Origin of the sequence: Gracilibacillus salinarum, from assembly GCF_022919575.1 — a bacterium.
Lineage (GTDB): Bacteria > Bacillota > Bacilli > Bacillales > Amphibacillaceae > Gracilibacillus > Gracilibacillus salinarum.
Map to the genome: position 1 here is coordinate 1,547,578 of NZ_CP095071.1, position 21,822 is coordinate 1,569,399.

The window sequence follows — 21,822 nt, forward strand, 5'->3', positions numbered from 1 at the left end:
CTATCCATTTATTTCATTAATTGCAGAGCTTGTTCGAGAAGTTGGTCGCCTCTCATCATTCCGAAGGCTGACTGATCCATGACGTCACATTTCACACCGAATGGTTCTACTGTTTGTCGGATGTTTTTTTCGAGATAGCGGACTTGTGGGCCAATTAATACGACATCAGCCCCTTCCACATGCTGCTGCAATTCCGATTCTGCTATCGCTTGGATATCTGCTGTCATTTCCTTTTCAGCAGCTGCCTGTTGCATTTTAGTTACTAAGATCGAAGTTGACATTCCTGCTGAGCATACTAAGAGTAATTTCATTTCTCGCCCTCCAAATGATGTAGTCTTTGATACATATCGATAAATTCTACCGCTAAATCCTTTACAGTCATCGCCATCATCAAGTGATCTTGTGCGTGAATCAGAACTAGAGGCAGTTGATTATATCCCGCTTCCGCTTCTTGTTGCAGAAGTATCGTTTGTTGATTGTGTGCTTTGATAAATTCCGCTTCTGCTTCTCTTATTTTGTCTTCCGCTTCTGCCAACTGATTTGTTTTTGCTAGCTTAATAGCTTCTATCGCTAGCGAACGGGCATTTCCAGCATGCAGAATGATCGTAAAGGCTATCTTTTCCATTTGTCCATGTACATCGAGCAACATCATCCCTCCATCCTTTGTTTATATGCTCTGACTCCTGCCATTAAAAAAGGTATATAAATAAAGACAGCGACTGTTAAATTAACTAGTTGTAACATAACACCACGCAAGCTGCCGCCTGTTACCAAATAGCCACTAATAACGGGTGGCGTCGTCCAAGGTAAAATGGCAACCGTCCTTGGCACCATTCCGGTATACATGGCGAAATAAGAGATAATCGTCAGCACGACCGGCGCCAGAATAAATGGAATGAACATAATCGGGTTCAACACAACAGGTAAACCGAAGATAACCGGTTCATTGATATTAAAAAGACTTGCAGGTGCTGCAACCTTTGCAATCTCACGATACGGATGTTTTTTTTCATGACGTACGACAATAAAAATCGCTATAAGCAAGGCTAACGTTGTACCGATTCCCCCCATATAAATAAAGGAATCTAAAAAAGGCTTCGTCACAATATTCGGCACCTCATAGGCAGAGACACCTGTCTGGAATAAAGCAATATTTCTTTCTACCAGTGATATGTATACCGGCTCTGTGATAGCACCACTTATATTCGTACCATGCAGACCAAAAAACCATAATAATTGATTTAAAAGTGCAATAAAAATAGCAGCAGGTAGCGAGTTTCCTAAACCTTGAATCGGTTGTTGCATAGCAGCATAGATAATTTCAAAAATCGTCGTTTCTGCCAATATTGTTAACAAAGTTTGCAGCAATCCTACGATACTAAATATAATCAGAGCAGGAACCAAAGCACGAAAAGACTTTGTAACTCCAGGTGGTACTCCTTCCGGCATCCGGATAATAAACTTCGAATTCGTGACCAAAATCCGAAATAACTCTGTTATCGTTAAAGAAACAATAATGCCAACAAACAAACCTTGCGTACCGAGCCAATTCATATCCAGTCCAAAATCATCCGTTATTGGAACAAGCATAATATAACAGGCAACAGAAATAAGCGATGCCGATAATCTATCTATATTATAGCTTTTCGCTAAATGGTAGGCAATTGTACACGTTACCAATAATCCTAGTATTGCAAAAGTTCCGTTCCAAATTGTTCCTCCAATTTGTTGCCAATTCCCTTCTCCAAATATCGTGTTAAGTCCAGCTACCAGAGATAAGTCTCCAAATGGCGGAAAATTATTAATTAAAATGGCCAATGAACCGATAATAACCAGTGGCATCACTGCAACAAATCCATCTCGAACAGCCACCAGATGTCGTTGCGAACCAATTTTTCCAGCTATCTCTATAAAAGCTTGCTTCTTGGAACGCTTCATCTCTCTAACCCCCAATCGTAAATTGCGGTAATTCCTTAAGATTCGCTGCAAGCATTTCGTCTAACAATGCTTTTGTCCTCTTTTCATCTTTAATTAACGGATTGGCAAGGAATGCTTGGTATGCTTGCTGATAATTCCCTGAGATACCTGCTGCAATTACCAATTCCTCAAAAGCTTTCATTTGCAGAATGTCACCTTTTACAGCAGCAGGCAAAGATCCTATCGCAACGGGATTCGGACCATTCTTGGTTATCTTACAATTAATTTCAATTACTGCATTATCCGGTAATTCTTTAATCGCACCATTATTTAAGGTATTTACCGTTTGAATGTCTTTTCTATTATTATATAGGGAATCCATCAATCTACAAGCCACTTCACTATAAAAAGCTCCGCCCCTTTCCTCTAGTTGCTCAGGTTTCTTCGTTAAAGCAGGGTCCTTGTAAATGGAAAATAATTGTTTTTCTAATTGTTTCACGGCTTTTGCTCTTGTTTCTCCGTTCTCGTATGCTCTCCATTCCGTTGCCAACATGTCCCTTGTTTGATAATAATACTGATGATAAGGGTTCGGTATCAGTTTCATATTACGTATAAATGATTGAGACCAATCTAATTGAATAATATTAGCGGGTGAATAAGTGACATGATTATCATCTAATTTTTTGGTTAGTTCTTCTGTATAATCTATGCCATTTATCTGCACACAACGACCAAATACAAAATGATTCAATCCAATAAATTCGAGAGAAACCTGAGCAGCATCTACCTCCAATATTTCTGCTGCTGATTGCTTCATATGATACGGAATGTTGCAAACACCGATTACCTTCTTGTGGGGAGAATGTTGCAACAATGCTTCTGTGATGATACCAGCAGGATTCGTAAAATTTATCATCCATGCTTGGGGACAAATTCGGTGAACCGCTTCGGCAATTTGTATCATTACCGGAATCGTCCGAAAAGCCTTTAATATCCCACCTGCACCATTAGTCTCCTGGCCAATAAAACCATGACTTAACGGGATTCGTTCATCACGTTCTCTTGCATCGAGTCCACCGACACGTATTTGAGTGGTAACGAAGTCTGCATCTTGCAAGGCATGTTCCAAATCTAACGTCCAGCATACATTTATATTATTTCTCGCTTCTTTGATCATTCGCTTTGCTAATTCGGCAATAATCGTTACCTTTTCTTTACCTTCTTCAATATCTACTAATACAATTTCTGTAAAAGGTAACTGATGATGACGTTTCAACACACCTTCGATTATTTCGGGAGTGTAGCTGGAACCTCCCCCTATTACTACTAATTTCAACGTCATATGACAAAAACCCTTTCTTCTTCATGGAATTTATACCTACTTTTTAAAACAAATGTATCATACAAACTAAAAAACGTAAATATAACTTATTAAAACAAAATATTTGTCATGATCTTTTATTGCTTGTCATACAAATTTGTTTCTAGTACACTATTTGTAACTGTATTAATTCGAAGGAGAACATTATGGAGAAAAAACAATCTTTACATGCTTATATAAAAAATGAATTGCTTACCCGCATAAAGAGTGGATTGTATCAAAAAGGAGAAAAAATCCCGACTGAGTTAGAGCTATGCAACGATTTTGATGTAAGTCGAACGACGGTCAGAGAAGCATTAAACCAGTTAACCATTGAAGGTTATTTGGAAAGAGTTCAAGGACGAGGTACTTTTGTAGCTGATAAGAAAGTGAGCCAAACGCTATCGCAAACAGTCAAAAGGTACGTAGATCAATTAGAAATTCAGGGTAAAACAGCAGAAATCGTTTTACACCAATTATCTGTTATTCCTGCCAATGCCACCATGCAGCAAGCGTTAGATGTGCCATTAAATGACCCCATCCAAAAGATTGAGCGGATCAGGAAGGCAAACAACAGCCCGACTCAATATGAAATATCGTATATTCCTTGGAATGTTGCGCCTGGTATAACCAAAGAACAAGCAGAAACTTCATTATATAATGCATTAAAAAAGGATTTTAAGGTAAACATCGCCAAAACAACAGAGCATATAGAAATTACACTGTCTGATGAAAGCACCTCTTATTATTTAGAGTCTGAAACAGGCTTACCTTGCTTTTATATTGAAACGATTGCTGAGGATAAGGAAGGCAAAAAAATCGAATACTCACAATCCTACTTCAGAGGAGATAAGACCAATTTTGTCATTGAACGGTATTACCCGGACAAAGAAGAATCATAATCTGAGGGAGGGTGTAGTGATGGATATATTATTTAATGCGGATGATTTCGGCTTATCCAAAGGGGTAACTGACGGAATAGTTGAAGCTCACTTAAATGGGGTCGTCTCCTCCACTACATTAATGATGAACACGAAGGCTACCGAATATGCGGTCACATTGGCAAAACAGACGCCTTCGCTTAACGTTGGACTTCACTTAGTATTAACTTGGGGAAAGCCGTTGCGAAATGATCTGCTTGGGCTGACTAAATCTAATGGAGATTTCAAGTATAGCAAATTTTTTCTTCAGGAAAGCCTTACAGATCAAGACGCCATTAAGCTTGAATGGCAGGCACAAATCGAAGCTTTTTTGCAGACAGGATTACCACTCCACCATCTTGACAGTCATCATCATATTCACGGCTGGGAACCGTTACAACCGATCATACTGGAATTAGCGCAGTACTATCAAGTTCCCGTTAGATATGTGCCATCATTGCGTGCAACTCCTGAGATTTTGTTAACAGCGGATTTGTATACTAATTTTTATGGAGAAGGGGTCAGTCTAGACATTTTTGAAAAACTCCGGCAAAGCGAAGCATCGACCATCGAAGTAATGACCCATCCTGGCTACGTCGATCAGGATTTAAAAGATGCCAGTTCTTATCAATACATGCGCGAAAAAGAATTGGACACTCTATGTCAGCTAAAATGTCCAGATTGGGCAACCATCATTTAAAAACCTTCACAAATGGAATGGGATTCGCTATAATAAGGGAAGAATAATCGTACATAATAATCTGATAAAAGGAGGATACACATGGGTCTTGCATTAGTAATAGGTGTAAGTGTTACATTTCTGGTTGCTATCTTCGCTGCTGGCTATGAAGCAAAACAATAATTTAGGAAAAGCCCCAAACGCTCGCATAGAAACGTAGCAACTGGGCGGGCATCAACTGAGAGCACCGCGATAAAAGAAACCTGTGGTCTTGCCATAATGTAAAGAAGTCATGCAAACTGGTGCGTGACTTCTTTTATTTATGCTAATACATAATTCTTTCCCGGTTCTGCCAAGGACACATGTTTAGTGAAATGCTGTCGCGCTTCCTTAACAAGGTCCTCTGTCTCTCCAAAATGCGGAAGATGGGTTAACAGTAATTGCTCTACACCTGCTTCTTTCGCTAGTAAACCTGCCTGTCTTCCTGTCATATGACCTGGAATTTGCCCTTCATACGGCAAATAAAGATTTGCTTCGGAAATGAGCATGTCTGCTTTTTTTGAGAATTCAATTAAGGCAGGCTCCCACCCCGTATCCGCTGTAAATACAACGGATTTCCCGTTAACCTCAATTCTGACAGCTAAGCAAAATGCGGAATGATTGGTTTTGATTGTCTCTATAGCAAAAGGTCCTATTTGATTTGCATGTGAAATGTTCACTGCTTTCATATGTTCTTTAAAGGTTATTGTTTGAAAGTGCTCATCCTGATTATGAGCATAAACCGGTAACGTTTTTGGCTTGCCTGCTAATTGATTTTGAATTAATTTCGCGTATTGCAGGGCTCCGATATCGGCAATGTGGTCATGGTGATAATGAGTAATAATCACTGCGTCGAGCTGCTGAATGTTAACATGATTTTGCAAAGAGCTTAACACGCCACTGCCACAATCAAACAATAAATAAAAGCCGTCCTCCTCTATTAAGAAAGATGAAGTGGCACTGTTCGCCTTTGGATAGCCTCCCCAAATACCAAGCGGAATAATGTTCATCTCCAGTCTCCTTTCAGCTAAAAATAAGCATTTTCTTTATCCTAGCTAACTTGAATAATGCCTGTACTATGGCTTATGTCAACTTTGCGATCATTTTGAAAGATTCATTTACTTGGCAAAGCTCTGGAAATATGCCCCGTGGGACGCGAAGTGGTTGGTAGAAAGCATTATACCACACATAATAGTTCAAAATGACCGCTAAAACATAATCCATATAGGAACCTTAACAAAAGGAAAAACCACCAGGCATTCCTGATGGTTTCACTATACCTATTTTTCAATGGTTAATCAAAAATTACCTTTATCCGCTTCTCCGGCATTTTGATTGGCGGCTACTCGATCTTGGGCCATTTCTTCTACCGATTTAACTTTTAAGCGTGCTGCCCCCTGATAATTTTTTGTTGGGATCCGCTCTTGAGAATGCTTTCGTTGTTCTGCTGCTTGAATGGCTGCTTGATATTGCGGAAGCCATTGTTTTTGGGCGATCAGCATATCATCTACTAGCTGCCAAATTTCCTTCGGATTACACACCGCACCAGTTAATGGGTCTAACATCATTGCCTGTCGTAACAAGTAATCATCGCCATGAACAGCTGCTTCAACGGCCAGTCGCTGAACCGAGATACTATTGTTACACACAGCTGCTGGCCCAAGCGGCAATTCACCTACTACCGGCATGTTGATCCCGTTACGGTCTACATATCCTGGTGCTTCAATGATTGCATCATCTGGTAAATTGGAAATAATGCCGTTATTGACCATATTAAAGTGACCACGATAGACACGACCAGTCTCTAATCCTTCTAAAATATAGGAACCGTGCTCTTCTCCGCGATTTTCAGCCTTATATTCAAACGCCGGTTCCTGCAGCCAGTTTGGAAAGTCAGTTTCAAACCAATGACGTCCTTCCGTACAGACACGCAAATAACCGCCAGTCTCGCCATTGATCCAGCTGCTCAGATCAATCCATTCGCTGATTTCCTCCGGACGTTTTCGGTACCAGGGTAGGTATTCACTTAAGTGACCATTCGACTCGGTACTGAAATAACCAAACCGCTTTAGCATATCGATTCTTACTTTTTCCGTATGCTTATACTCCGGATGACGTTCGAATGCTTCCAATAATTCATTCGTGCGATCCGCGCCATCTGTCTTGACATCGATATACCAGGTTTGATGATTAATACCAGCACAAATAATATCTACTTCTTCTTTCTTTCTGCCTAATGCTTCCGCAATTTGTTTATGACCATTTTGCACACCATGACATAGACCAACTGTCCGAACACCGCCGTATTTGTTACAAGCCCACGTCAGCATCGCCATTGGATTCGCATAATTCAACAGCAGCACATCGTCCGCAGCCACCTCACGAATATCTTTGCAAATTTCTAACATTTCCGCAATTCCACGTTGCCCGTACATGATCCCGCCTGCACTTAATGTATCTCCCACACATTGATCAATGCCATACTGCAACGGAATTTCAACATCATACTCGAATGCCTCTAGTCCACCAATGCGGACCACGTTAAAAATATACTTAGCATCCTGCAGGGCAGCCTTTCGATCGGTTGTCGCCTTGATCGATACAGCTAAGCCATTTTCATCAATATCCCGTTGGCACAGCTGCGTTACCATATCCAAATTTTGTTCGTTTATATCAGTGAAAGCAACATCGATTCCTTGAAATTCAGGCACCGACAATACATCTCGCAGTAATCCTCTTGTAAAACCAATACTCCCTGCTCCTATAAAAGCAATTTTAAAAGACATAACTGCTTCCTCCTTTTTTTATCGTTACCGTTAGCTTAGCACGAAAAAGTTGAAAGCGATTTAAATTTTGAAATGTATTACAGTAAATATGTATAAAATTCTAACTTTTAGATCTCTCGAAAGTGATCACGATATGCCGATGGTGATAATCCTGTGTTTCGTTTAAACGTACTACTAAAATACTGACTGGTATTCATCCCAACATAATTTGCAATATCTGTTACCGGAATTCCTGTATTAATTAACAGCATTTTCGCCTTATCCATGCGGACTTTAGTGATATATTGATTAATCGTACTTCCCAGTGATTGCTTAAAAATGCGATGGAGATAATTAGGGTGAAGATGCGTTACATTGGCTATGTCTGTTACCGTTATTTCCGTATCATATGATTCGTGAATAAACGTTAACGCTTTTTTAATATATTGGTTATCCGCATCACTTTCCAGCTCGCGTTGATTGCGGGCCATCCACATCAAGAGCTGGATGATCAAGTTATCGATCAAGAGCTCGTTTTCGGAAGATTGATGATCTAATTCGAGAACTAACTGACGCAAGGTGAAAAATACTGACTCGTTATCCTTAAGAAGTAAATGACTTCTGTTCGCCTCCCAAAGGCCATTCAACTGTCCCGCTAGTTTCTCAAAAGAAATATAACTTTCATCTCTTTCCTCAATAATGAATTCTATGTTTAGCATCCTGCACGGGTGCGACCTGTCAATGATCAAACGATGCTTTACTTGACTCTGAATAAAAATATACTGGCCTTTCCGCATTTGTACCGTACGCTGATCGACTTCCACCTGACATTTGCCATCGATCACATACATAATTTCCATCGCCTGATGCTGATGCAACGACATTTCAAACTCATGCCAGTGTTTATAATAATAGGCAACAACTTTAGGGAATTGAGACATCCTTATGTTTACTCCTTTTTTATCCATAGCATAGCAGACTTTTGTAATAAAACATAGGAGCAATTCTTCTGGCTCACTTACATCAATTGACTATATAGAAAAACCAGGCATAAACCGCCTGGTCCTAATTGACTTCATTAATAAACAACTTCCCATAATATGGGTTATGTAAACAAGCCATCGCTAGCCAAGCATCCATGTTGAGATATTTTATGTGCTGGGATACCGCTTCGGTCGGGTAGAAAACAGGCGCGCGCATTCATGTAGAATCACGTTTCCTGTAGCCCCCCCACGATCCCGGACGGTCGGATTTCCCGAGTCCGGTTCTGACCTTGGCTCTATCATAAATATGCCTTCCTCATTTAATCTAGGTTTAAGTTCTAGCCAACATTCACCCATTACTAAATGAGTTTACTTATCTACGTGAATGTCTCAGGCTTTTTTTTTGTGTTGACTCTGCGTTCAACTTTGCCAGACAATCCGCCAAGTATCCAGAGCCCCTTTGCCCTATCTTGGGTGTTACCCTTGACAGGGATAGAATCTTGTTCTATCTCTGAAGGCATTACCCTTCATTCTTTGCTACTACGGACTCATCCGCCGATCCTAAATCTTCCATTCCTATTTCGCTGTTAACTTATAAGGATTGGTCTTTGCAGGTTGTTGCTAGTCCCTGCTAGAAGTAGGACCTTCCCGTCGTTATCTCTAAGAATCTTTCCCTAGATGCTAAAACCCCTACCCCGGTTGCTTCTATAGTGCTCATTACCGTTTCTTCCTATAGAATATCAGCCTTCCCCAAGTTGGCAACAGGTCGGCGCAAAACATTTATCCCTTCAACAGCTTCAGAAAGGCGCGAATTTTCGGGGCTGCAGTATTCGTTAAAGCCTTTTGGCCTCTAGGTTTGCTTGCCACACAGGCTGTTCCGACCTTGTATTCTCTGCGTAATACAGGCCGCCGTGGCGTTTACTTCCAAGCAGAACGTGGGTCGTTACCTTCCCACGCATTGGATATGCTAGTCGTCTGAATCGGCAAATTGACGACAGGAGACTTTCACTCCATTAGATTCTTAGCCTTGACGGCTACTCCACCAACCACTCCGCGTCCTGCGGGGCACGGCTGAAGCTAACTTTGTGAAGAAGGGCGCTTCACAAAGTGGATCTTCAGCACCTGCTTGATCCCGCGGGAGTCTCCGTGGTTGGCCTCCGCTGATTTATAGCTCTACAATTTATGCGACAGCTAGGATATGAAGCACTATCTAATGCGGACTGCTTCCTTCTTTTGTTCCCTTTCTCGTTAAACGATACAAATCTATGCAGACTGCTCCCCTCTTTTGTTCCCTTTCTCGCTAAACGATACAAATCTATGCGGACTGCTTCCCTCTTTTGTTCCCTTTCTCGTTAAACGATACAAATCTATGCAGACTGCTTCCCTCTTTTGTTCCCTTTCTCGTTAAACGATACAAATCTATGCGGACTGCTCCCCTCTTTTGTTCTCTTTCTCGTTAAACGATACAAATCTCGTGGCTCTACTTACCAGTTTTGGTTCCTTTTCTTTTCTCATTAATGACAGCGTTTCCAACTCGTTTTATTCAGAAGGACACAAGAGTTGTCCTGTGCCCCATACTTGTTACATAGATACTGTTTCTTCCGCTTCCTTTAAATATTTCTTCATATATTTTTTTACTAATGTTGCTGATTTTACTTTCAAAGGTAATTGTTCCGAAATCTGGACCTGGTATTGACCTTGCTGGATCGCACTTTTAAGTTGTTCGCTCGTTTCGCATTCGGCAGAAAAGTGGTTGAGGATACTGCCATATTGTAAGAACTGATGGGTATCACTGCCTCCTACAATTGGCAGTGCAATTTCATCAGCTAATTGCTGTAATTCCTGCTTACATGCCTCCACGCCTTTTGCATACAAATCCTTCCCGTTTAAATCGAGCGCGTCCAATCGTTGTAACTGGGAGCGTGACACATTTCGAGCTAGCGGTGTGCTGTCACGGTAAGGGTGTCCGCCAATTTTCAGCAACTCATACTGATCAGCAAGATCCATCAATTGATCAAAAGCGATGAATTGATCTTTTTTCAAATTGCCTGTTAAATCCTCACGAACTGCGATAACATTTGCTCGGCTCCCTATCAGTAGAATATGCCCCGTTTCAGAGACATCCACTTCGACTCCAGGAAACAATTTTAAATCATCCACATCATAATAACCATTTATATACGTATAATTAGCATCCAAAAAATCATATATATCCATGAAACGACTCGTATTAAAATGTTCGGTTAAAGCTAATGCCGTTAAACCATTCTGTTTGGCTTCTGCCATCATTTCACGAAAATAATCCGGCATAAATGTTGATTTTTTTGAAATCTTAACATGACTGTGAAAATCGATAATCATCTGTAAACACCTTCCTATAGTAAAATAAATAATGCGAAAACATACACACTTGATCCGAATAAAAAGAAATAATCATTTCTTTTCATCTTCAGTGCAGCCAGCTTCAATTTGCGAACTTCGGGATGATTAAAGCCATACATGCTGCCTTTTGTTTCTAATGCTTCCACCGTTGTCCTAGCCCGTTTAGCCGTCGATAATAACAACGGATAAAAGGAAAACATCGCGATTTTAACAAAATAGCTAATCGAATTAATATAGAAGAAACCACGTTTTTCCGGAGCTTTTCCACGCAGACGAAACGATTGAAACACGTGGTGATATTCCTCAAGTAACGTAGGGAGCATTCGGTATCCGTATGCGATACTGAATGAAACCTGACCAGGCACTTTAATTTTCAGCAAACCATCACTCAATTTATCTGGATTCATCGAACAAAATACCGTGATGCTAGCCAAAGAAATCGTCGATAACTTAAGCGTCAGCACTAGCAATGGTAGAATCGTTGATAAATCCCCGCCAAAAAAGAAAGAAACAATTAAAAGATAACCACCCTGGCCCAATAAACCTAAACACAAAATAAAAATGATCAGCGGGCTGATCTTCGCCATATACGTGGTGATGATCATAAACGCACACATGCCGATCAGCACCTTCACATCATGGAGAAACCAAGGGACAATGCCGAAGAAGAGATACCAGATAAACAAGGTTCTGGGATCTAATCTCGCCAGGAAAGTATGATCATTACCATATGCCGTGTTTAATAACTCTATTTTCATTTGTTCAACCGATAATTTATCAGCAAATTTACGCGTATATTCCATTGCTAACTTCCTCTCTCTGATAGCGATTGACAAATTCCTCTACGGTATAGGCCGGCTGTTGCCAACCAAGCTGCTGAGATAACGAAAAAATTTGTGGTGCTTCAAGACCTGCTTTTTCTAACAGTCGAAAATTCTCAAATACAGACGCCCGGTCCCCATCATGGATAATCCTGCCATTGTGCATGACAATGATTCGATTAGCAAACTCACAAGCTAATTGCATATCGTGTGTTGCAATCACAACAGCCTTCAACTGGGATTTTAATTCGTCCAGCAATCTGGTAATATGCTTTCTCGTCGCGATATCCAGATTCGCAGTCGGTTCATCCAGCAGCATGATCTCCGGATGCATACCGACACCAATCGCCAGGGATGCACGACGTTGCTGTCCACCGCTTAACAAACGACTGTCCCGCTCTCTTAGCTCTGTCAATTCAAATTGCTCGAGCAGCGATTGTACGTAATCTTGATAGCCCTTGATTTTTCGTGATTTCATATAGAACGCTACATCTTTTTCGACACAATCATCGATAAACATTTGCTCAGGATTCTGATGAATATAAGTGATCTTCTCTGCCAAAAATTCAGGCGGCAATGATCTCGTATTTTCACCATCAATCATGACTTGACCATCAGCTGGCTTGACGAGACCGGTCATCAAGCGCATTAATGATGATTTCCCTGCGCCGTTGTTACCGACTAATGCAATATAATCTCCTTCATGAATCGTACAATTAACATCGTGAAGCACTTGTCTTTTTTCCCGTGTAATCGTCTTATAGGCAAAAGACACATGATCATATGTGACAATTGTTTTTTTCCTCGGTACATCAGCTGGTACCGATTCGATTGCAAGCTCCTGACCAGTGAAGCAGCTGTCACATCCATCTAACGTAACCGGCAATGTGTCTTGCATTCCTGTCAGGTTAGCTGCTTGTGTTACTTGTGGCGGATAGATTTGATGCTTCAATAATGTCTCTACCTGGTTCAAAGCCTCTTCTACCGGCAAGTCGAAATGGACCGTCCCTTTCTCCAGAAGCACAACTTTTTTTGCATAGGACGCAACAAATTCGGTATGGTGCTCAATCACAATAATCGTTTTGCCATGAACCTGATTCAGTTCTGCTAAAATATCATATATGTCTTTTGCATGACGGGGATCCAGCTGTGCTACCGGTTCATCAATGATGATGATATCCGGATTTAAGGACAAGATACTAGCTAATGCGAGCAAGTGCTTTTGACCGCCACTTAGCTGCCAGATAAATGAATCCTGCAAATCAGTTAACCCTACAATATCGAGAGCATGCAAAGCACGCTCACGATAATCTGCAAGTCCATAGTGCAGAGGAGCAAAGCAGGCATCCTCCAACACTCGTGGACTGACAATCTGATTTTCAAAATCCTGATAGACATAGCCGACATGACGGGAAAGATCAGCGACTTTATAATCTGTTGTTTTTAAGCCATCCACTAACACTTCACCGGAAAAGTCTCCAACATAATAATGAGGAATCAAACCGTTCAACAATTTACACATGGTCGATTTCCCACTGCCATTGCCTCCTAATACCGCTACAAAATCCCCTTCTTCTATTGTCAGATTTACGTTATGTAATACCGGCTCCTCTGCACCCGGATATTGAAACGTAACATCCTTTATTTCTATTTGATGTGTCATGATGGGATCTTTTCCTCCTGTTGATCTGATACGTTAGATTTTTTCTTTAACATAATGCTAATGGTGATGACCGCAACAAGGAGAGCAGCACCAAGGCTTATCCAAATGAAACCTTCACCGTACATTTCCAGAAAATCTGCTTCCCACTCCACATTGAAACCTGCCTCTGATAAGTATTCAAAAAGGAATGCAGCACACGCTAAAATAATTCCAGTTGCAACAAGGCGCGGTCCCATTACTTCTTTCAATGGATAACGATCATGACGATCTCTCGGTTTCATTCCTAATAATGGCTCGATTTTTCCGTATAAACGAGGGACTAAATATAATGTTGGCAGCAGGGCGAACAGGATCCCTGAAAATAACACATCATTTAAGAAAGAAACCCCTTCAATCACGACAACACTTTCCGCTAGTCCTGGTACGGCTTCTAATTCTTCTACCCCGACCCATACTTTCATAATATCAACGGTACAACTGATCGCCTGATGAATAACGACACCGAGCATCGCCGCTGTTCCAACCTGCTTGAGATTTTTCGGATCACGGACAAATGTCCCCGCCACATACATGGCTAAGGAAAAGGCGATAAATTTCTCTAACTCACCAAACCCGCCGAATTGTCCGAGCATCAATTCTCCGAAAATTATTTCACCAAGCGATGCTCCAATTGCAGCATAAAGAGGATGAAACAGAATACATAAGGTCAAAGGGATAAATGCAAAATACTCAATGGAAAACTCAATTGGCCCAAGATTTGCACTAGGCACCAGTTCTGTAATCATGTTCGATAAACCATACAACGACATCGACAAAATAAATACCATCATTTTCTGGGACTGTGTTAGTGTGTAACGCTTGTTTAATGTAGCCATTGATCTTACCTCCTTTATTTGGTTACTTTCATTGTAGACTTGTATTATTAACCTACTATTCAAAAAAAGTTAAGGGAATGTAAATTTGTTAACTTTTATTATCATTGTGTAAATTTTTTATCATTAAGCTCTGACAGACTTGATTGTTTGCTACAATGATTGCAGCTAATTGGTTGCAAACACTATTTACTAAGGATAAAGGAGCGGTTTGAATGGTACCGTTACAAGTCGATAAAGCCGATTTAACGCAAAATCAAATCAAAATTGCTAATTACATCTCCAAGCACCTGCAACAAGTATTACTTTCGACAGAGAAAGAAATTGCATCAGAAATTGGTATCAGCATTGCCTCTGTCTCTCGTTTCTGGCCGGTTATTGGTTATCAGAATTTAAAAGCTTTTAAACAACAGATGAAAAAGGAATTAGAAGTATCCCCTGCCCGAAAAATAAGAGGAATTTCGTCCACTCCTGTCCAGCAAAAGACGTACTTGACGATGGAAAAAAGCATTTCCTTGTTGCAGGAGACATTCGACAACCTGCAGCCAGATAAATTCCAGCAAGCAATCGACAGCTTGTTTCGCGCGAAGAAAGTGTATGTACTTGCCACCGGTCCGTCGAAAGGTTTAGGCGAATTATTCGTCTACCGCATTAAGCGATTTGGAATCTCCATTCACCTGATTGAACATCATGGTAATGAAATACTAGAGGACTTGCTCCATTTGACCAATCAAGATGTCGTTGTATTATTCGCCTTCGGAAGATTATTGCCTGAGGAAAAGATTGTCCTCGAATACCAACGGGAGATCCACTATCAGACAATCATGATCACAGACCAATTAATTGCCGACTTTACCTCGCTTGCCACCATTACTTTGTTTGCCAGCAGAGGGGATACGAACGAGTTTCATTCGATGGTGGCACCAACACTTCTAATAGAAAATATGATCCTCAGTCTCAGCATGAAAGAAAAAGAACAAAATATCGCGCGCCTGGAACATCTAAGCGCTTTACGAAAAAAATACGAAAAAGATTTGCCTCGATAGGTAAACAGCCAAAAATATGCTATATTTAGGGGAAAAGGAGGTTGAACGGATGACCCACATTCTTATCGTGGAAGACGAAGAAAAGCTGGCACGTGTGCTGGAATTAGAGCTGGGCTATGAGAATTATCAAACGACTACTGCGCTTGACGGCCAGTCTGCTTTCCAACTGTTGCAACAACATACTTATGATTTACTTTTGTTAGATATTATGCTTCCGGGAATGAGTGGACTGGAGATCTTACGAAGATACCGGAAAACGAACAGTACGACACCTATTCTGTTATTAACGGCAAGAGGTGAAGTGCATGATAAAGTGTCTGGTCTTGACCTGGGCGCAAATGATTACATAACGAAACCTTTTCAAATTGAAGAATTACTAGCAAGAATTCGCGCTCAATTACGACAATCCGTTCCAGATCAGACCGAAGAACATCTGCTGGGATTTGACGACTTATCGATCGACTTGCAGGCAAGAGATGTGACGCGCAGTACAAAGCTAATCGAACTGACGCCACGCGAATACGATTTGTTGGTATTTTTATTAAAGCATCAAAATCAAGTATTAACGAGAGAACAATTACTTGAGCACGTATGGGGGTTTGATTATGCAGGGGATACCAATGTTGTTGATGTGTATATCCGTTACCTTCGCAACAAAATCGACAAACCTTTTCACAAAAATACCATTCAGACAATTCGTGGCGTAGGTTATACGATAAAGGATGCAAGATCATGAAACTACGTACAAAAATTCAAATCTTTTTAACCATGTTCCTCGTAATTGTGATTTTGATTATTAATAGTGCCGTCTATCTACTTTATGAGAACAGGGTTAGCGAAAATGAATTAAACCGAGTTCACAATGATGTGGAAAATATTATGGAAGCCATTGCTAGAAATAAGACAGCAAATATTGAAAACGATAGACTATTGCAAGCATTGCTTCCTGCTGACAGCATGATTCGGATCATTGATGAACAAGGTGAGATGATAGATGAGAAAGCTAAAGAAACGTCATTTCTTGATTGGCCTTCCCATTATACAAAAACGGAGGAACAACGTTTGGCGACTGGTGCAGATGGCGTTCCTTATGCACAAATTGCTGTTCCTCTGATTTGGACAGACGGCTCAATAGTGACGTTACAAGTCAGTGAAGCATTATACGCTATGGAGGATGGCTTGTCCATTTTACGTATTGTCCTCTATTTATCTGCTGGCTTAATGCTAATCCCTGCACTTATTGCGGGCTATTATCTAGCCAGATTAGTGACAAAACCGGTACAATCTCTTACAACTGAAATGAAGCAGAATCCTCATCATGGCAAATGGGAAAAGTTAACCCTCCATCAAAAAAACAACGATGAAATCAGCCAGATGCAGCAAGCTTATAATGCCATGATTGAACGAATCAATGAAAATATCGAAAATCAAGACCGGTTTGTTTCCGATGCTTCTCATGAATTACGTACCCCCCTGTCCGTCATCACGAGCTACACTGAATTATTACAACGACGCGGAAAAGATAAACCAGAAATATTTGATGAGGCGACTGGTGCGATTTTGTCTGAAGCAGAACGAATGAAACATCTGACTGAGCAAATGCTTCTTCTGGCAAAGAATCAGGGGCAGGAAAGCATCTACATGACACCCATCAATATAAGTGAAATGACACGGGAGGTTGTCCGTTCGCTATCAACGGCGTATCAGCGTGAAATGAAGTTTAGCCAGCATACTACGAATGATATTACGATCAGTGCAGATCGGCCCAAAATTCAACAGGCCGTTTATATCGTGATGGATAATGCTTGTAAATACAGTGATGAGGAAGTTCTTGTTCTGCTTAAGGAGACAGATGACCATATATACCTTTCGATTACAGATCAAGGAGAAGGATTAGCAGAAGAGGAGCAAAAGCAGATATTTGAACGATTTTATCGTGTTGATAAAGCAAGAAGCAGGCAAGCAGGCGGTACTGGATTGGGGCTTGCGATTTGTCATCAGATCGTGCAATTACACGGTGGCAATATCAGGTTGGACAGTCAACCTGGCAATGGTTCAACCTTTACAATAGAGCTTCCTAAATAAGAAAACACTATTCATTTTCTCATCAAATTCTCATTTTCCTCTCACGTTGAACTCATCGTGATTGGATAGACTATAACTAACAAAGAAAAGGAGAGATGAGTTATGAAAAACAAAACATTTTATTTTATTCTTACAGGTTTAGTTGTAGTCGGTACTGTCCTTGGTATTCTTCAATTCACATCCAATCAGGCAAGCGCTTATTTGTCAGAGGATGAAGCGAAAGAAAAAGCAACCAGCCAGTTCTCTGGCACAATCAAAGAAATTGAGTTAGAAGAAGAGAATAACCGAAAAGTATATGAAATTGATATAGAAGGAACGGATCGTCACTACGATTTAACCATTGATGCTGAAACGGGAGAAATTCTGGAATTAGATCAAAAAATGGTAAACAATCAATCAACAGCTGACAATGCTCAATCACAGGATGACGCAGCTGATGATACGGATGAAAACAACTCGAATACCCAATCATCTGATGATTCAAAAGGTGATAGAACAAGCAATCAATCCTCCGATGACACTGCTCAGTCTACCAACCAGCAAACGTTAATATCTAGCGACGAAGCAAGAACGATTGCATTAGAGGAATATGATGGTGAGATTATTGAATTTGAATTGGATGAAGACGACGGGCAAACCTATTACGAAATTGAAATCCGTACTACTGATAATGAAAAAGTAGAGCTGGAAATTGACGGTTATACCGGCGATATAATTTCCATCTCACGTAAAGATAATGATGATTAAGAAAAACCTAAGCTAATTGACAAAATAATTATACAACTACCTATAATATGGATTATGTAAACAAAGGCTGTATTGCAAAAAGGTCATTTTGATATCGTTTATCTGCTTAGCAAAGCTCCGGAAATAGGTTCCGCGTCCTGTGGGCACGGCTTCAGCTAGGCTACTACTTGAATTACATCTGTGCTGCCTTGTGCCGAGGAAGCTCACTTCGAAGCAATGCTTGCAGACACAGGCACAAATGAAGTGGATCTTCAGCTCGCGCTGAGGCATGAGGAGTCTCCGCCTATTTCCTACGCTTATGGGAAGTGCTACAAACTATGGAACAGCTAAAAGCAGTAGTTCTAAGCATTATGTTATTCATACAATTGCTATTACACAGCGGTCAATATGCTATCTCTTACAACAGTTGTAGCGTAACAATTCTAGCGTAGGCCAACCACGTAGACTCCCGCGGGACAGGCAGGCGCTGGAGATCCACTTTGTGAAGTGCCCTTCTTCACAAAGTTAGCTTCAGCCGTGCCCCGCAGGACGCGAAGTGGTTGGACGGAGCGATATCCCATCAAATGAGATATTTCAAAATGACTACTAAGCTGTTAGTTGACATAATCCATATTTAGGAATTCAACTTCATGTCTAATATGATTACTGCTGTGACTGCACTTTTATATTTTCTTGATTGATAAGAAAAACCGGAGCTAATTACGCTCCGGTTTTTTTATGGTCACTTTTTAGTGTTTTATGGCCACTTTGAATACTTTTATGGCCACTCTTTGACGTTTTATGGCCACTTTCATTCACTTTATGGCCACTTTTAGCTGTTTTATGGCCACTTAAGCAAAATCTATACAAATAGCACAAATAGCAAAAACACCGTTAGTAAATAAGCAAGCGAACTAACAAACAACAGATTTGCCCATTTCTTAATCGGTAACCATTTAAATCCACTTAAGCCAATGACTAGCCAGCTGATATTAACGACCGTGAGGAGGATATAAAAAATGAGGCTGAACCCTGACACGAATAATGGGGTCAAGAGGAGTAAGCCAAGATAAATATTTGTCCGTCTTACAGTTACATCATATCCTCTCACGACAGGGAGCATCTTTAATCCCGCTCTCGCATAATCATCATATTTGCGAATGGCGATCGCATACGTATGCGGCATTTGCCATAAAAACATAACCGCGAACAGACTGAGCGGAATCGGATGCATCGCGCTATCCACGACCGCCCATCCCATCAACGGCGTAACGGCTCCGGACAGACTTCCGACATGTGTATTCCATGTCACTTTTCTTTTTGTCCAGACGGTATAGACGACAACGTATGTGTACCAGCCAATAAAGCCATATATCGCTACTTCCAAGTTAATAAAAAATAAAATAGCTTGTCCTATAATGCTCAGGGCTATCCCAAGCCCCAATATTGTCTTTAATGATAACGAACCCGTTACAGTTGGACGTTGTTTTGTTCGTTCCATTAATTTATCGACATCTGCCTCTAGCCAATTATTTAACGTTAATGCACCGGCTACCAGCATCCCGCTTCCCACAAGTAATAAACCAAAAGGAAGCAGGTAATCTATAAATGAAATGTCATAATATTTAGCTGCAATGATAAAACCTAACAGCGCAGGTAATACATTAGCTATGAGGACAAATCTTTTAAATAAGTATTTTAATTCTGTTAAAAAGCTGAACATCGATTGATCCCCTTAACTCTTTTTCTTAATATTAATTCTCCAATTCGAACCGGTTCCGATATTATAGGCTTTCGCAAATGAGCCTTGATTAATCGCAATTGCCATATTATCTAAAGAATTCACATATAACACTGGTTCTCCCAGCTGAATCGCTGCAAAAGAGCGACCAAATGTCATCTTATTACGATACACACTTCTGGCATTATTGACTATTTCGATTTCCACCGCTTGATCATAATCAACTCCTAATTGTAAAAAGAGCTCTCGCGGAATATTAGTCCATAAATTACCAAATCGCACATCCAATATATCGATCGTTCCTAATATACTGTCTTCTTTCCATTGTGGTTCATATAGTGGTAAGTTGACGACATTTTCTACTTGTAATTCAGGTCCTACTTCATCGAATGTGATGACACCTGCCGCTAACCTAGCACCAGTATAGGCATAAATGTCACGACCATGGAAGGTATGAGAAGCGCCAGATTGTGGCAAGCGATTGACATTCTCATCGATTTCACGAATTGCCTGGATCCCTACTTTTTTGGCGATATGTGTTAATGTGCCATTGTCTGGCGTTACGATAAACTGATCACTGTTCGTTTTGACCACCACACTTTTTCGTTCTGAACCAACTCCAGGATCTACGACAGATACAAAAACGGTATGAACTGGCCAATAAGCCACAGTCTGCAACAAGCGATAAGAGGCTGCCCAAATATCGAATGGTGGTATATCATGTGTATTATCATAAATCGGGATGACCTTACTTACACCGTGTGCGACACCCTTCATGGCACTAACCGCACCATCCTCTATTCCGAAATCCGATTGTAAAACTAAAGCACGCATCATGATGACTACCCCTTTCTCTGTTTAGTCTCATTATACTATTTTCCTTCAATGAATTGAAAGGATATATATTTAGTTATGAAAAGAGCCATGTAACTATGCGCGAATCAGGGAAAATTGTCAAATTCACTAACCCACGCTCTGATAGCTTAAATAGATATGGGAACCGTATTTCGAAAAAGCATTTTCCTAATATAAAAAAACACCACAACTACGATGTTGAGGTGTTAGTATCTCCTATTAATGTTTTTCCTATTACAGTGGCATTTGCTGCCCTAAATCGTCTACAAAGGAGTATGGTTCGGTATTCCTGCTTCTTACCAGCAGGTTATAGAGGTTTGCTGCTGTTTCGTTTGGGTCTTTTGGTGCTTGATTTCCACCCATATCGGTTTGCATCCAGCCAGGATGGATGCAAATTACGGTAATGTCGTCTTGCTGTAAATAACGTTTTAGTTTTTCTGTGAGCATATTTAATGCCGCTTTGCTCATTCCGTATGGATAATCGAGAGGTCCAGTATTCGTTATGCTGCCTGCTTCAGAGCTGATATTCAGAATTGCCTGTGTGTCGGATACTCGCTCTTCTAAGCCCACTTTCAACAAAGGCAGAAAATGTTTAACGACACGCAAGGGACCAAGCGTATTGACGTCGAACGCATGCGAACATGCCTGGATATCCAATTCCTCAATCTTGGCTTCACGTTCATTTAATACAGCGGCATTATTGATGACCACATCTAAATATTGATCCGTCCATTTTACCGCATCTGCTGCCTGTTTAATCGATTTTTCATTGGTAACGTCCATATGGAGAATACGCAGCTGGCCTTCGAAGGAAGCTTTTAACTGCTGTAAACCTTTAATATGCTGGTCCGCTACCGAGCGGACAGCTGCAAACATAATATGTCCTTGTGCAAGTCCCTGTTGAACTAACGCCAATCCTAAACCTCTATTCGCACCGGTCACTAACACTTTCATCGATTCACCACTCC

20 protein-coding genes are annotated in these 21,822 nt (G+C 40.7%); 6 read left to right on the top strand and 14 right to left on the bottom strand.

Features of this window, described 5'->3' with window-relative positions:
* Positions 1-8: 8 nt before the first annotated feature.
* Genes MUN87_RS07450 through MUN87_RS07465 form a run of 4 tightly spaced genes read right to left on the bottom strand, consistent with a single transcriptional unit; the run spans position 9 to position 3,259 of the window.
* On the bottom strand, positions 9-311 hold the full coding sequence (locus MUN87_RS07450) for a PTS sugar transporter subunit IIB (RefSeq protein WP_244747077.1): 303 nt from the start codon (positions 309-311) through the stop codon (positions 9-11).
* A complete protein-coding gene (locus tag MUN87_RS07455) occupies positions 308-652 on the bottom strand; it encodes a PTS lactose/cellobiose transporter subunit IIA (protein ID WP_244747078.1) in 345 nt (114 codons plus the stop codon). Before MUN87_RS07455 ends, MUN87_RS07450 begins: the two co-directional genes overlap by 4 nt.
* Positions 649-1,938, bottom strand: coding sequence for a PTS sugar transporter subunit IIC (locus MUN87_RS07460; protein WP_244747079.1), 1,290 nt, complete (start codon positions 1,936-1,938; stop codon positions 649-651). Before MUN87_RS07460 ends, MUN87_RS07455 begins: the two co-directional genes overlap by 4 nt.
* Before the next feature lie 4 nt (positions 1,939-1,942).
* The gene (locus MUN87_RS07465) at positions 1,943-3,259 is read right to left on the bottom strand and encodes a 6-phospho-beta-glucosidase (protein ID WP_244747080.1); all 1,317 of its coding nucleotides are present in this window, start codon (positions 3,257-3,259) and stop codon (positions 1,943-1,945) included.
* A 185-nt stretch (positions 3,260-3,444) separates the two neighbouring features.
* Between MUN87_RS07465 and MUN87_RS07470 the strand changes: the two genes are divergently transcribed.
* Positions 3,445-4,179, top strand: a complete 735-nt coding sequence (locus tag MUN87_RS07470; RefSeq protein ID WP_244747081.1) for a GntR family transcriptional regulator — start codon at positions 3,445-3,447, stop codon at positions 4,177-4,179.
* Between the two features lie 19 nt (positions 4,180-4,198).
* The gene (gene chbG, locus MUN87_RS07475) at positions 4,199-4,897 is read left to right on the top strand and encodes a chitin disaccharide deacetylase (protein WP_244747082.1); all 699 of its coding nucleotides are present in this window, start codon (positions 4,199-4,201) and stop codon (positions 4,895-4,897) included.
* A gap of 299 nt (positions 4,898-5,196) precedes the next feature.
* Here the strand turns inward: chbG and MUN87_RS07480 are convergent, their stop codons facing one another.
* The 7 genes from MUN87_RS07480 to MUN87_RS07510 form a co-directional block, all read right to left on the bottom strand.
* Positions 5,197-5,925: an MBL fold metallo-hydrolase gene (locus tag MUN87_RS07480; protein ID WP_244747083.1), complete on the bottom strand. Its 729-nt coding sequence runs from the start codon at positions 5,923-5,925 to the stop codon at positions 5,197-5,199.
* Between the two features lie 288 nt (positions 5,926-6,213).
* Positions 6,214-7,701 carry an alpha-glucosidase/alpha-galactosidase gene (locus MUN87_RS07485; RefSeq protein ID WP_244747084.1) on the bottom strand — a complete coding sequence of 496 codons (1,488 nt, stop codon included), beginning with the start codon at positions 7,699-7,701 and terminating at the stop codon, positions 6,214-6,216.
* Positions 7,702-7,808: 107 nt separating this feature from the next.
* Entirely contained in the window at positions 7,809-8,621 is an 813-nt protein-coding gene (locus MUN87_RS07490; protein WP_244747085.1) for a helix-turn-helix transcriptional regulator, read from the bottom strand.
* A 1,623-nt stretch (positions 8,622-10,244) separates the two neighbouring features.
* A complete protein-coding gene (locus tag MUN87_RS07495) occupies positions 10,245-11,024 on the bottom strand; it encodes a PHP domain-containing protein (protein ID WP_244747086.1) in 780 nt (259 codons plus the stop codon).
* Between the two features lie 14 nt (positions 11,025-11,038).
* Entirely contained in the window at positions 11,039-11,848 is an 810-nt protein-coding gene (locus tag MUN87_RS07500) for an energy-coupling factor transporter transmembrane component T family protein (protein ID WP_244747087.1), read from the bottom strand.
* Positions 11,832-13,529: an ABC transporter ATP-binding protein gene (locus tag MUN87_RS07505; protein ID WP_244747088.1), complete on the bottom strand. Its 1,698-nt coding sequence runs from the start codon at positions 13,527-13,529 to the stop codon at positions 11,832-11,834. The genes MUN87_RS07500 and MUN87_RS07505 overlap by 17 nt, the downstream gene beginning before the upstream one ends.
* A complete protein-coding gene (locus tag MUN87_RS07510; RefSeq protein ID WP_244747089.1) occupies positions 13,526-14,404 on the bottom strand; it encodes a DUF8171 family membrane protein in 879 nt (292 codons plus the stop codon). The genes MUN87_RS07505 and MUN87_RS07510 overlap by 4 nt, the downstream gene beginning before the upstream one ends.
* Positions 14,405-14,616: 212 nt before the next feature.
* On the opposite strand from MUN87_RS07510, the gene MUN87_RS07515 reads away from it, so the two are divergent.
* The 4 genes from MUN87_RS07515 (at position 14,617) to MUN87_RS07530 (ending at position 18,279) form a co-directional block, all read left to right on the top strand.
* Positions 14,617-15,447: a MurR/RpiR family transcriptional regulator gene (locus MUN87_RS07515; protein ID WP_244747090.1), complete on the top strand. Its 831-nt coding sequence runs from the start codon at positions 14,617-14,619 to the stop codon at positions 15,445-15,447.
* Between the two features lie 49 nt (positions 15,448-15,496).
* A complete protein-coding gene (locus MUN87_RS07520; RefSeq protein ID WP_244747091.1) occupies positions 15,497-16,183 on the top strand; it encodes a response regulator transcription factor in 687 nt (228 codons plus the stop codon).
* Positions 16,180-17,532, top strand: a complete 1,353-nt coding sequence (locus MUN87_RS07525) for a sensor histidine kinase (RefSeq protein WP_244747092.1) — start codon at positions 16,180-16,182, stop codon at positions 17,530-17,532. Before MUN87_RS07520 ends, MUN87_RS07525 begins: the two co-directional genes overlap by 4 nt.
* Positions 17,533-17,634: 102 nt before the next feature.
* A complete protein-coding gene (locus MUN87_RS07530) occupies positions 17,635-18,279 on the top strand; it encodes a PepSY domain-containing protein (protein WP_244747093.1) in 645 nt (214 codons plus the stop codon).
* Between the two features lie 841 nt (positions 18,280-19,120).
* Here the strand turns inward: MUN87_RS07530 and cyoE are convergent.
* The 3 genes from cyoE to MUN87_RS07545 all read right to left on the bottom strand — a co-directional run bounded on the left by cyoE (position 19,121) and on the right by MUN87_RS07545 (position 21,808).
* Positions 19,121-19,981: a heme o synthase gene (cyoE, locus tag MUN87_RS07535; RefSeq protein WP_244747094.1), complete on the bottom strand. Its 861-nt coding sequence runs from the start codon at positions 19,979-19,981 to the stop codon at positions 19,121-19,123.
* A gap of 12 nt (positions 19,982-19,993) precedes the next feature.
* Positions 19,994-20,839 (bottom strand): SAM hydrolase/SAM-dependent halogenase family protein, encoded by an 846-nt coding sequence (locus MUN87_RS07540; RefSeq protein ID WP_244747910.1) that lies wholly within the window; start codon positions 20,837-20,839, stop codon positions 19,994-19,996.
* Between the two features lie 249 nt (positions 20,840-21,088).
* Positions 21,089-21,808 (bottom strand): SDR family oxidoreductase, encoded by a 720-nt coding sequence (locus MUN87_RS07545; RefSeq protein ID WP_244747095.1) that lies wholly within the window; start codon positions 21,806-21,808, stop codon positions 21,089-21,091.
* Positions 21,809-21,822: the final 14 nt, after the last annotated feature.

Coding starts and splice junctions, on each gene's coding strand:
- MUN87_RS07450 (WP_244747077.1), bottom strand. CDS start 311: ATGAAATTACTCTTAGTATGCTCAGCAGGAATGTCAACTTCGATCTTA.
- MUN87_RS07455 (WP_244747078.1), bottom strand. CDS start 652: ATGATGTTGCTCGATGTACATGGACAAATGGAAAAGATAGCCTTTACG.
- MUN87_RS07460 (WP_244747079.1), bottom strand. CDS start 1,938: ATGAAGCGTTCCAAGAAGCAAGCTTTTATAGAGATAGCTGGAAAAATT.
- MUN87_RS07465 (WP_244747080.1), bottom strand. CDS start 3,259: ATGACGTTGAAATTAGTAGTAATAGGGGGAGGTTCCAGCTACACTCCC.
- MUN87_RS07470 (WP_244747081.1), top strand. CDS start 3,445: ATGGAGAAAAAACAATCTTTACATGCTTATATAAAAAATGAATTGCTT.
- chbG (WP_244747082.1), top strand. CDS start 4,199: ATGGATATATTATTTAATGCGGATGATTTCGGCTTATCCAAAGGGGTA.
- MUN87_RS07480 (WP_244747083.1), bottom strand. CDS start 5,925: ATGAACATTATTCCGCTTGGTATTTGGGGAGGCTATCCAAAGGCGAAC.
- MUN87_RS07485 (WP_244747084.1), bottom strand. CDS start 7,701: ATGTCTTTTAAAATTGCTTTTATAGGAGCAGGGAGTATTGGTTTTACA.
- MUN87_RS07490 (WP_244747085.1), bottom strand. CDS start 8,621: ATGTCTCAATTCCCTAAAGTTGTTGCCTATTATTATAAACACTGGCAT.
- MUN87_RS07495 (WP_244747086.1), bottom strand. CDS start 11,024: ATGATTATCGATTTTCACAGTCATGTTAAGATTTCAAAAAAATCAACA.
- MUN87_RS07500 (WP_244747087.1), bottom strand. CDS start 11,848: ATGGAATATACGCGTAAATTTGCTGATAAATTATCGGTTGAACAAATG.
- MUN87_RS07505 (WP_244747088.1), bottom strand. CDS start 13,529: ATGACACATCAAATAGAAATAAAGGATGTTACGTTTCAATATCCGGGT.
- MUN87_RS07510 (WP_244747089.1), bottom strand. CDS start 14,404: ATGGCTACATTAAACAAGCGTTACACACTAACACAGTCCCAGAAAATG.
- MUN87_RS07515 (WP_244747090.1), top strand. CDS start 14,617: ATGGTACCGTTACAAGTCGATAAAGCCGATTTAACGCAAAATCAAATC.
- MUN87_RS07520 (WP_244747091.1), top strand. CDS start 15,497: ATGACCCACATTCTTATCGTGGAAGACGAAGAAAAGCTGGCACGTGTG.
- MUN87_RS07525 (WP_244747092.1), top strand. CDS start 16,180: ATGAAACTACGTACAAAAATTCAAATCTTTTTAACCATGTTCCTCGTA.
- MUN87_RS07530 (WP_244747093.1), top strand. CDS start 17,635: ATGAAAAACAAAACATTTTATTTTATTCTTACAGGTTTAGTTGTAGTC.
- cyoE (WP_244747094.1), bottom strand. CDS start 19,981: ATGTTCAGCTTTTTAACAGAATTAAAATACTTATTTAAAAGATTTGTC.
- MUN87_RS07545 (WP_244747095.1), bottom strand. CDS start 21,808: ATGAAAGTGTTAGTGACCGGTGCGAATAGAGGTTTAGGATTGGCGTTA.